This window comes from Ignavibacteriales bacterium, assembly GCA_026390815.1.
GTDB lineage: Bacteria > Bacteroidota > Ignavibacteria > Ignavibacteriales > SURF-24 > JAPLFH01.
In genome coordinates this window covers 43,468-55,172 of record JAPLFH010000009.1, presented here as the reverse complement: position 1 = coordinate 55,172, position 11,705 = coordinate 43,468, and the positions used below count along the sequence as shown (strand labels likewise).

The window sequence follows — 11,705 nt, the reverse complement described above, 5'->3', positions numbered from 1 at the left end:
CTATACTAATAGTTTTTTAATGCTACTAAAATAGTAATTCTCTTGATAATGTATAGTGGGTTTAATTGGGTCAAATGTTGAAAAGTCAATATCATAAATAGAAAAGGATAATTTGTTTTCATTAAACCAATTAGAGAAAAATCCGGTTTGCCACGATTTATCAATATCAGAATAATTATAAAATCGGTTTACTTCTTTAATTTCATTAAAGATTTGCTCAACTGAATTATAATTAAATCGATTTTCAAACTTTGAAGCCAATTTTTGAATTATCTCCCAGTTCTCAGATTCGTTTGGTCCATCAATTATCTTGTTGGCTTTTTGAATTGTATTATCACAACGAGTATAAGTTCCTTCCTGTTCAATTAATGTTGATGCTGGCAATATTACATCCGCTTCTTCAGTAGTGCTTGAAAAGAAAGAACTGCTAACAACAAGAAATTCAATTCCGCTCAAATACTTTATGTTGTTCTTTACAAACAATGGATCTTCGCCAAAGACTAATAATCCTTTTATTTCACCTCGCTTTAATTTTTTTAATAAATCAATTGGTTGGAAAATGTTTTTTAAATCAGCATTCCACATTTTTGCAATTTTTTCTATCGCCTTTTCGTCGTCAAACTTTACTAATCCCGGTAAATATTCTGGCGTAACCCCCATATCAAATAACCCAGCCGAGTTGTTTAATTCTCTTAAAATAATCAAACCATTATTTTCTTTTCCGATTCTGCCGGATAATAGTAAATAGTTACCAACCGCTTTAAGATCATTAACAGATTTATCACTTGTTGAATCAATATTATAAATAAATACGATGTTTGAGTTTGGATTTTGTAACAATTCAACAAAAGTTTTGAATCTATCCACATCTACACCGGCTTGTCTAATTGCCTCATCTGTAGTTACTTCATTTAATTTTGAATTGAACTCTTGAAAATTATTAATCCTATGGTTTATGAATTCATCATTTATAGAATTTGATTCGATACAGAATTTCATTAGTGCGTTCAATAATAAAGTACTGGTACCTTTCTTACTATCAATCCACAAGTCAGCATACTTAGCTAATTTGATTTCGGAAGAATTGATCAAAACCAGCTTTGCTCCTTTCTTCTGAGCTGCTTTTATTTTCAGTTCCATTACAAGATTTTCTTCAGATAAGTTTGAATTGAGTACAACAATCACATCAGCTTTATCCAGCTTATCCATACTTATTGTTGAAGATGTGAAACCGAATGATTCGTCAAGACTATCCAACTCTAAACCATAAAGCAGATTTGAAAAACTACCAATATTGTTGTTACCTAATCCGACTCTTGAGAATTTTTGCAATAGATAAAGTTCTTCGTTGGAAAGTTTTGGTGAAGCCACTATCGCGATTGATTCCTTGCCATACTCTTCAATCAACTGTTTTAATTTTCTTTCAATATAAATTATTGCTTCATCTTCACTAACGTGATGTGATAATCCATTCCTTTTAATTATTGGATTAAATATTCTGTTCTTTTGCAATAAATATCGATGACCGAATCTTCCCTTGGTGCAAAGATATCCTTTGTTATGTGTGTCTTTAATTTCTTCTGTGTCATTGGAAATAAAGAAAATATCGTTGGAAATTTTTTTGTAGTTTACTTTACACCCAACCGAACAGAATCCGCATATAGTTTCTATTTTTTCTTTTGGTAATGTACCCAGTATTTTAAACGGATATTTTTCAGCGATTGCTCCAGTTGGACAGACATCAATACAATTACCGCATCCTATGCAATTTGTTTCTGTCAAGGCTTTTTCCATAGCTGGTTTAACAATGGATTTAAATCCCCGATAAACAAAACCGAGAGCTGAAACCTTTAATATTTCCGAACAAGTTCGAACGCATTTCCCACAATTTATACATTTATTTGGATCGAGAAGAATGAATGGATGCCTGCCATCCACCATATACTTACGGGTTTCACCAATAAATTCAGAAATATTTATTTGATATTCATCGCAATATTTTCGCAACTGGCAATCTGAATATTCCGAGCAACCGCATTCCAAACATCTTTTTGTCTCGAGTATTGATTGTGTTTCTGTAATTCCCAAATCAACTTCGTTAAAATTGTTGATCCTATCTGCAACTTCCACTTCAACTGTTCTTTCTCTAGCTTGTTTTTTATAAGATTCAAATTCTCTTTCGGAAAGTTTACCTAATTTGTGTTTAAAACTATAGAATTTACTTGCCGTTTTTTTTACTTCACCAATTTCACAATAATTTATAATTGCCAACGCAGCCTTCTTGCCTTGAGCAATTGAGCTGATGGCTGTAAATGGTCCTGTTACAGCATCACCTCCGGCAAAAACACCGGCAACAGATGTTTCAAGAGTATCTTTGTTAACTGATACAGTGCCCCACTTTTCCAGATTAAGATCTTTTTCTTTTTTTGAAAATGAAATATCAACTGCCTGACCAATAGCGCTTATTACAAAATTGCATTCGATAATAAATTCAGAACCTTCAACCGGTACTGGTCGGGGTCTTTCACCCGGTTTAGGTTCTTCCAGGCACATTTTTAAGCATTCAATTCCCGTTAGCTTATTATTTTCTGTAACAAGAGATTTTGGATTTGTTAGGAATAAAATATCAATCCCTTCTTTCATTGCCGCTTCAATTTCTTCATGATGCGCTGGCATTTCGTTTATACTTCTTCGATAAACAATTTTTACTTCGTCAGCGCCGCATCTTAAGGCTGATCTTGCAGCATCAATTGCAGTATTACCACCGCCAACTACTATTACTGTTCCTTCAAATTTTGGAATATGATTTAATTCAATCTCGCGGAGAAAATCAATTCCACGGAATACACCTTCAATTTTTTCTTCTCCATCCAGACCAAGCTTAGTGGCTTTGTGTGCTCCAACTGCTATAAATATAGATTCAAATCCTTGCTCCTTCAATTCTTCTAAACTGAAATCAACTCCCAACGCAGCTCCTGTTTTAACATCGACTCCTAAATCGAGAATCCATTTAATTTCATCATCCAATACTTTTTTAGGTAATCTGTATTCCGGAATACCATAGCGTAGCATTCCTCCTAACTCCGGTAGCTTTTCAAAAATTTTAACTTCATATCCTTCAAGCGTTAAATAGTAAGCGCAAGTTAATCCTGCGGGACCACTTCCAACAACGGCAACTTTCTTATTTTTCTTTGACTTTAATTCTGGTATCCATTTATTCTGCGCATCCAGATCCGCAATAAATCTTTTTAATGCATTCACTGCAACAGGTTCATCAATATAATTTCGGCGGCAATCAACTTCACAATCACGGACGCATACTCTGCAAATTGATAGAGGAAGCGGATTATTTTCTTTCACTAATTTCAGTGCTTCTTTGTATTTTCCCATTGATATAAATGCAATGTAAGTCTGAACATCAACTCCAGCCGGGCAATTATTTTTGCAAGGACCAATGCAATCAGCATAATGATTAGACATTAAAAGTTCAAGCGCAGTTTTCCTTGATTTGAATACCTTTTCGCTGTTAGTCTTTATCTTCATCCCATTGCCAACTTTTGTAGAACAGGATGGAACCAACTTATTCATTCCTTCAACTTCAACCACGCACATAAAACATGATGTATAATGTTCTAATCTTTTATCGTCACATAAAGTTGGAATGATATCCAATCTATTTTCATGAACTGCTTCAAGAATAGTTTTATCCGGAGTAGTTTCAACTTCTTTACCGTTAATAATTAGTTTAACATTTTCCATAATTGAATTCCGTTCAATAATTAATTTTTTAGAACAGCATCTAACCGACAGACATCGAAACATTTGCCACATTTAATACATAAACTATCATTTATATAATGAACTGCTTTTTTACTTCCTGTAATAGCATTTGATTGACAAGCTTTTATGCATACTCCGCATCCCTTGCAAAGAATTTCATCTATTTGATAGGTTATAAGCGAAGCGCAATTGTGAGCAGTACATTTTTTATTAAAGATATGATCTTCATATTCCTTTCTGAAATATTTGATGGTTGTAAGAACCGGGTTGGGAGCTGTTTGACCGAGTCCGCACAGACTTGCTTGTTTAATATTAAAAGCTAAATTTTCCAAAAGATTTAAGTCCGATTCTTTGCCAAATCCTTCGGTAATTCTTTCTAATATTTCCAGCATTCTCTTTGTTCCGATACGGCAGAATGTACATTTGCCGCACGATTCCATTTGAGTAAAATTCAGAAAGTATCTTGCCAGATCAACCATACAGGTTGTATCATCAAGAACAATTAAACCTCCGGAACCCATTATCGCGCCGGTCCTGGTTATTTCATCATAATCGATTTTAAGATCGCCCATACTTGCGGGAATACATCCACCTGAAGGACCACCCATTTGTACGGCTTTAAATTTTCCATTGTTCTTAATTCCGCCGCCAATATCAAAGATAATTTCATTTATTGTCATTCCCATTGGCACTTCAACTAATCCGCTTCTTTTTATTTTACCAGCCAGGGCAAAGACTTTTGTTCCTTTGCTTTTTTCTGTTCCTAACGATGCAAATGATTCCCAGCCATTTAAAATTATCCATGGTACATTAGCGTAAGTTTCAACATTGTTGATGTTAGTTGGTTTACCCCATAACCCGCTTTGGGATGGAAATGGTGGGCGAAGTTTGGGAACACCTCTTTTCCCTTCTACTGAAGCCATTAAAGCAGTTTCCTCACCACATACAAAAGCACCAGCTCCTTCTTTTATTTTTACTTCAAGATTGAAAACTGAACCAAAAATATTTTTTCCTAAAAAACCTTTTTCCTTACATTGGCGTAATGCGGTCTTTAATCTTTTAATTGCAAGAGGATATTCAGCGCGGGCATAGATATACGCTTCATCGGCACCGATTGCATAAGCGGCAATCATCATTCCTTCAATTACCGAATGTGGATCGCCTTCGAGAACACTTCGATCCATAAATGCTCCGGGATCTCCTTCATCGGCATTACAGATTATGTATTTCTTATCCGAGTTTACCTGGTTAGTTAATTTCCATTTTAATCCGGTAGAAAAGCCTCCACCGCCTCGTCCACGTAAACCCGATTTAATAATTATATCAATTACTTCAGTTTTTGAATGATGATTCAACACTTTTTGGATTGCATCGTAGCCTTGCCTGGAAATGTAATCATCAATTGATGAAGGATTTATTTCACCACAGTTTCTTAAAACAATTCTGGTTTGCTTTTTAAGGAATGATTCTTCTTTTGAATAATCCCTACTTCGTATTATCCATTCATTTACCGGCTGGTTATTGATAATGTGTTCGTTTATAATTCTGCCAACTTTATCAACAGAAACTTTTGAATATAAATATTTATCTACATCATCCTCAATTTCTACCAATGCTTCTTCATAACACATACCCATACAACCGGTTTCACTTAATTCCACATCAAGATTTTTGTCTTCTATTTCCTGTTTTACTTTATTAAAAACATGTTCACCACCGGCAGAAATTCCGCAGGTACCAAGTCCAACTTTAATTTTTTTCATACTCTACTCTGGATTTCTCTTTGTATTTGCATTCTTTGATTGTTCGTTTAATTTTTTCAGTAGTAAGATTTCCACAAGTTGTTTCATTTACCATCATAACTGGCGCTAAAGAACAGCATCCCAGGCAAGCAACTGACAATAACGTAAATAAACCATCTTCACTGGTTTCACCTACGGTAATTCCTAACTCATCCTGAAGAACTGATAAAACAGTTTTGGCTCCATTAACATGGCAGGCTGTTCCTTCGCAAATCCTGATCAAGTTTTTTCCCATCGGTTTCAATCTGAACTGCGAATAGAAAGTAATTACGCCGTAAATTTCTGAAGCAGGAATTCTAACAAGTTCGCTTATATAATGAATAACTTTTTCGGGAACGTAACCGTAGGAATCTTGTGCAGATTGGAGAAGCGTGATTAGTGAACCATCCTGATGCCGTTTGTTGATAAGATCAATTTTAAAATTTAGAATTTCTTTTTTTTCTTCTAAGATGTTTATTTCTGTCATAACTTATCACCTTGTAAATTTTAAAAAGAAAACAGGGACAAGCATTCCCTAAGAAAACATCAGGGTTTTGGAAATACTTGCCCCAAATTTAATTTATAATCTGGTCATTCTGAAAAATTATTTTTCAAAATTACATTTCAAAAATATTAATGATTGGATATTCTTTTACTTTCAGAACTCCATCAAGTCCTATAATTTTATTTTCAATAATTTTATCTATCTCGCTAAACTGAGTGCCGTGAACCATCAACACTAAATTGTACTTCCCGGATATATAATCGCAATAAAGGACATTCTCTGTTAATCGTAGCACTGGATAAACATCTTCCAATTTTTCTCTATCTACATCAACAAGAACATATGAACAAACCGATTTTTTATTATCACGAACTTTATTCATGCCCGGCATATCTTCGAACATTGAAATACCAGCTGAATTAATTATATCTCTTATGTTGTCATTTAGAACAGGAGTTCCAATGGGTAAGAATTCGGCTTCTTTAATTCCCTCAAAATTCTTAATAACATTCTGGAAAATTGCCTCGCATTCTTCAAGTGAATCTGATTGAAGAAGCATGAAAATATCAATATCTCCTCTGGTAGCATCGCAGTAGAGAACATTTTCCATAAAATATAATTTTTTATAAAGATTAAAGAAGTCGGCTTGCTTTTCAATTTTAATAAGTGCATAAGCGGAAACAGTTTTAACATCATCTTTATCTGTTTTCTTTACTTCTTCAATCTGAGGTTTTGAAGCCAAGATCCTTTGGATTTCTGCTGTTAGTTCATCACCAGAAAAAGGTTTTTCCAATAAACCATCTGCTTTAAGATCTTCAATCTCATTAATATCTAATTTATCTGCATACCCGGTAATATAGAACATTGTTGTGTCCGGGTATTTTGATTTAATTATTCTACCAAGCTTCTTTCCGTTAATATCTGGTAATTCGATATCCAGAACTACAACATCAAGATTTACATCATTCTTTTTGTAAAGGTTTAGTTTATTCAAGGCTGTCATTCCGTTTTCACACGGTTCAACATCATAACCGGATTGGTTAAGGCTTAATGAAAGGGATCTTCTTAATGCGGATTCATCATCAACGAGTAAAATTCTTTTTTGCATCTTGCATTCTCCTTAATATTAATTTCATTTCTTTGCAGCTATATAGGCAAGGATCGGACCAACTAAATTGTCTTAAATTCAGTTGATAATTTGAATATTGTTTGATGATATTTTTTGAAGATCGTTAAAAGATTTTACACAGTTTTGGTAAAGCGTTACAAAAAGGTACGATAGTCATCGTCAGTTTTTTTTACAGTTTGATAACAACACATCGCAACTAAAATGACAGCTAAATAAGAATGCGAGTTATTCTTTTAAAATCATTTTAGAATAACCGAATCCACAACAAACAAAAATTAAATATATTCTAAAGTGCTCCCGCCAATGAACTCACGTAGTACAGAATCGCCTGGTACAGGAGAATCATCTTCAATCGGTTCAATTGCCTGCAGCATCTTTGCTACCCGAGCAGCCCTGATATATGCATCTTCTCTTAATGGATCTTTTGCATATTTCTTTTCCCATTCTTCAAAATCTTTTAGAAGTTTTGGTTTGTATAAAGGAACTTCAAAAGGCATTGAGGTATTTACGATATAATCTGCCGTATTACCATAAGGAAGAATATTTCTTTTTTCTGCAGAACGGACATAATGCCAATGAAGCAAAGTCTGTTCTGGTTTATATGCACGATGTACGGAATCTCTTAGCATTCTTCGGATTAATCTTAAATCTGTCCAGCGAATGTAATGACCTTCGGGTCCTTTCATTTGTAATAATGGTTCTAAGTATAATTTAAACTTCTGCAAGGCTGGAATTTCCCTGCTAAAATCAGGATATAATCCGTGCAAACTATCAATCAACAAAACTTCATTTTTATGAATTTGCATTGGAGTACGATCAAGGTATCTTTTTCCTAATTTAAAATCATAAAATGGAATTACAACTTCCTCACCATCTGCCAGGCGTTTAAGATGATTATTTATTAATTCAAGATCAAGAGCTTGCGGAGTTTCAAAATCATAATCACCAAATTCATCTTTCGGGTGAAGTTCCAGATCATAGAAATAATTATCAACTACCAGTGGAACGAAACTCATCCCGAGTTTTTTTAATCTCTGCTCAAGTTTTAATGTAGTAGTTGTTTTTCCAGAGGATGACGGACCGCTGACCATCACCATTTTAAGTTCATTGCTTCTTTCTTTAATCATTTCTGCCGCTGTATCAAGTTGAATTTCGTAAGCAGTTTCCGATTCGTGAACTATTTGGGGAAAGTCTCCTTTCTTAATTCGTTCATTCATTGCTTCAATTGTGTGTAAATTATGAAAGACTGCCCAATCAAGTGAGCTCCAAACTTTTGCCCAAGGTATATATTCAGAAGGTTTTGAAAAATGCCGTGAATCTGTTTGTCTTCTTTGTGCTGCTTCGTCTCGATATAATATATATTCTTTTGCTACTTTTGCGTGTCCATTTTCAATTAATACTTTTTCAACAATGTCTTGTATTTCTTCAATATGCGGTTTATAACCTTCTTCAAATTGTACTTCCATCACTTCAATAACTTTTTTACCAAGCTCCTCAGCTTTCTCTTTGTCACGCCCGCCAACTGCAACTGCGGCTCTGTAAATTACATTTGCTATTCTATCTGGATTGAAGGGAACAATTGCCCCACTTCTTTTAATTACAAATTTAAACTTGCTCATTAATTCTCCAACTTAAATCAAAGACAATTGTTTATAAAAATTGTGGGCTTAATTTACAGTTTAAGACCATATAATTCAATCATCATTGAACTTTATTCTAAAACACTTTAACGAAAAAATAAATAGAATTAAACTTTTCAGATTACATTACCCATTTAAAATTAAAAATAATTTACCAAGTCCTTTTTCGAACGAAATATTTTTTATTGGTGATTCTGAGAGATAATCCTCGCGAATTTGATTTACAATATTAACATCATTATAAGATCCACCAAATATTTTTCGCCAGCATAGAACTAAAATTGCAGTTTTAAGAGTTGTAGCCCTAACTCTAACTGTATGGATTGAATTTCTGGAAGGATGAATGTGAATATATCTATTGGCATTGTTACCAAATCTTAATGTCCAACTTGATCCATCGCTTATTTCTATAAGTTTATAATCAATTCCATCAGTTAAGAACAAATTCTTATATTCTTCTCTGGAAGTGATTTTTAACTTTTTCATTTCGTCAATTATTTTTCTTGATATTTCATTTGGGGTCAGTTCACCCAAATATAAATCCATCTGGGATTCCCCGATAGTACGAAGATAAAATAAAACCTTCTCTAATGATTTTTCACTTCCCTTGTGGATATTTTTGATTTGCTTTTGAATAAATCCTATGTGGTGTTTCCAGCAATTCAATAAGATTGGAGTAGGAATATCTGATTGTTCAAATTTGATCATACAAGTTTACTCTCAATAAAAGTTTTCCATTCCTCATGCTTAATCATTTTAATTTGTTCTGCATCGTTATCCGGTTTAATTCCTCTGCCATATTTTTCGGCATATACAACGGTAAATTCTGCTCCAAGAAATAATATTTGGGAAGAATAATATACCCATATCAGAAATATTGCTAACGAACCTGCTGCACCATAAATTGATCCATAACTTGTTTGGCCGATATAAGTTGTAACAAAACTTTTACCCAAAATAAAAAGAAGAGAAGTAACTAACGCTCCAATCCACACATCACGCCAGGCTATTCTGATATCAGGCAGTACTTTGTAAATAACAGCAAACAAAAGAAATATTATTGATGAAGACAGAATGAAATTTATTAATCCCAGAATAAATGCCAGATTTTTATCAATGTAATTATCTAAAATTGAAAGTATGGAACCAGTTATTAAAAATAGTATTACAAAAAATCCGAATATAATAATTATAAATAAATGAATAGCTCTATCTTTAATTATTCCCCAAACACCTCTCCCCTTTTTTCTTCTTACCTTGCAAATTGTATTTAATGAATTCTGCAATTGATCTAATAATGCGGTGGCTCCAATAAATAAAGTTATAAGGCTAATAATTGTCGCAACCATTCCAGCTTGTGTATTGCTGGCATTCTTAACGGTAGATTGTATTAACAACGCGCCTTCCTTTCCTACCAATTCCTTTATCTGGATAAATATTTCCCCGGAAGCTTCATTTGGATTATAGAAAAAACCAATGACAGCAATCATGATTATTAATAGGGGTGTAATAGAGAAAATTGTATAGAAAGATAAAGCAGCCCCCAATCTTGGAACGTTATCCTCATCCCAATTATTAAACACTTCTTTAATGAAAGTCCAGATAGAAAATATTTTCTTTTTCATAGTTCTATAAAGTTATAGATCGCAAGGATCAAAGTCAGTTTCATTCAAATTTCAGAAAAAATATATTGTGAATATAATACAATAAAAAAGGTCAGACAAGATTGCCTGACCTTCAAAAGTTGAAAAAATTTGAATTGTAAACTAAACTAATGGTTTAAAACTCTGGAGAGTTTTCATATAGTTTGCACGTTCAAACGCTGCTGGTTCAGTAATAGATTTCTGACTCATACTTCCTTTCATCTGTTCAATCGATTCATATTCTTTCTCTTCCATCCATCTCTTTAATCCTTCAAGGATTTGCGAAATTCTTCCAGTACCATGACGAAGAAGTTCCGAACACATCATTGCAACATTACCGCCAGCCATCATTACTTTAATTACATCTTCATAATCTTGAATGCCGCTTGTAGCTGCCATACTTGCTTTAATCTTTCCGTAAAGAATTGCTATCCAGCGCAAAGGAAGACGTAATTCCCATTTAGAGCTTAAAGTAAGATTAGGAACAACTTCTAAATTGTCTAAATCAAAATCTGGCTGATAGAAACGATTAAACAATACTAGTGAATCAGCACCAGCATCATCAAGTTTTTTTGCAAGGTTGGCTAAAGAAGAGAAATACGGACTTAACTTGACCGCAACAGGAATAGAAATATTTTCCTTTACTGCTTTCAAATTGTTAACATAAATCTGTTCAACCTGCGAACCCGGAAGATTTGCATCCGTTGGAATGTAATAAATATTTAATTCCAAACCGTCAGCGCCAGCTTCCTGAATATTTTTTGCGAATTTCATCCAACCACCAACACTAACTCCATTCAAACTTCCAATAATTGGAATGTCTACAGCTTGTTTTAATTTTGCAATATGATTCAGATATTCATCCGGACCTAATTTGAACTCAGTTGGTTTTGGGAAATAGCTTAATGCTTCAGCATAGCTTTCACCAGTTTGGGTAAGATAAAAATCGAGAGCATTTGCTTCGTGTGTAATTTGTTCTTCAAAGAGGGAATAAACCACAACTGCTGATGCACCTCCATCTTCCAATGCCTTTACCTGGTCTACAGTTTCTGAAAGTGGTGATGCTGAGGGAACAATTGGATTCTTTAATTTCAAACCCATATATGTTGTTGTTAAATCCATTTTATACTCCTTTTTAGCCTACCCTCTAATCCCAAGAAGGAAATATTAAAGGGTTTTGAATTTATAAATAATTTTCATTTAAAATTACATTCAACCTCAGTTAAA

Annotated in this window: 8 protein-coding genes; all 8 read right to left on the bottom strand. The window is 33.7% G+C overall.

Features of this window, described 5'->3' with window-relative positions:
* The 8 genes from NTX22_03715 to NTX22_03680 all read right to left on the bottom strand — a co-directional run bounded on the left by NTX22_03715 (position 1) and on the right by NTX22_03680 (position 11,600).
* A complete protein-coding gene (locus NTX22_03715; protein ID MCX6149615.1) occupies positions 1–3,759 on the bottom strand; it encodes a molybdopterin-dependent oxidoreductase in 3,759 nt (1,252 codons plus the stop codon).
* Between the two features lie 20 nt (positions 3,760–3,779).
* Positions 3,780–5,543 (bottom strand): NADH-quinone oxidoreductase subunit NuoF, encoded by a 1,764-nt coding sequence (locus tag NTX22_03710; protein ID MCX6149614.1) that lies wholly within the window; start codon positions 5,541–5,543, stop codon positions 3,780–3,782.
* Positions 5,530–6,048, bottom strand: a complete 519-nt coding sequence (gene nuoE, locus NTX22_03705; GenBank protein MCX6149613.1) for an NADH-quinone oxidoreductase subunit NuoE — start codon at positions 6,046–6,048, stop codon at positions 5,530–5,532. Before nuoE ends, NTX22_03710 begins: the two co-directional genes overlap by 14 nt.
* A 130-nt stretch (positions 6,049–6,178) precedes the next feature.
* A complete protein-coding gene (locus NTX22_03700) occupies positions 6,179–7,174 on the bottom strand; it encodes a response regulator (GenBank protein ID MCX6149612.1) in 996 nt (331 codons plus the stop codon).
* Between the two features lie 296 nt (positions 7,175–7,470).
* Positions 7,471–8,814: an ATP cone domain-containing protein gene (locus NTX22_03695; protein MCX6149611.1), complete on the bottom strand. Its 1,344-nt coding sequence runs from the start codon at positions 8,812–8,814 to the stop codon at positions 7,471–7,473.
* A gap of 147 nt (positions 8,815–8,961) precedes the next feature.
* Positions 8,962–9,543, bottom strand: a complete 582-nt coding sequence (locus NTX22_03690) for a hypothetical protein (protein ID MCX6149610.1) — start codon at positions 9,541–9,543, stop codon at positions 8,962–8,964.
* Positions 9,540–10,460 (bottom strand): YihY/virulence factor BrkB family protein, encoded by a 921-nt coding sequence (locus NTX22_03685; GenBank protein ID MCX6149609.1) that lies wholly within the window; start codon positions 10,458–10,460, stop codon positions 9,540–9,542. Before NTX22_03685 ends, NTX22_03690 begins: the two co-directional genes overlap by 4 nt.
* A 141-nt stretch (positions 10,461–10,601) precedes the next feature.
* The gene (locus tag NTX22_03680) at positions 10,602–11,600 is read right to left on the bottom strand and encodes a dihydroorotate dehydrogenase-like protein (protein ID MCX6149608.1); all 999 of its coding nucleotides are present in this window, start codon (positions 11,598–11,600) and stop codon (positions 10,602–10,604) included.
* Between the last annotated feature and the right edge of the window lie 105 nt (positions 11,601–11,705).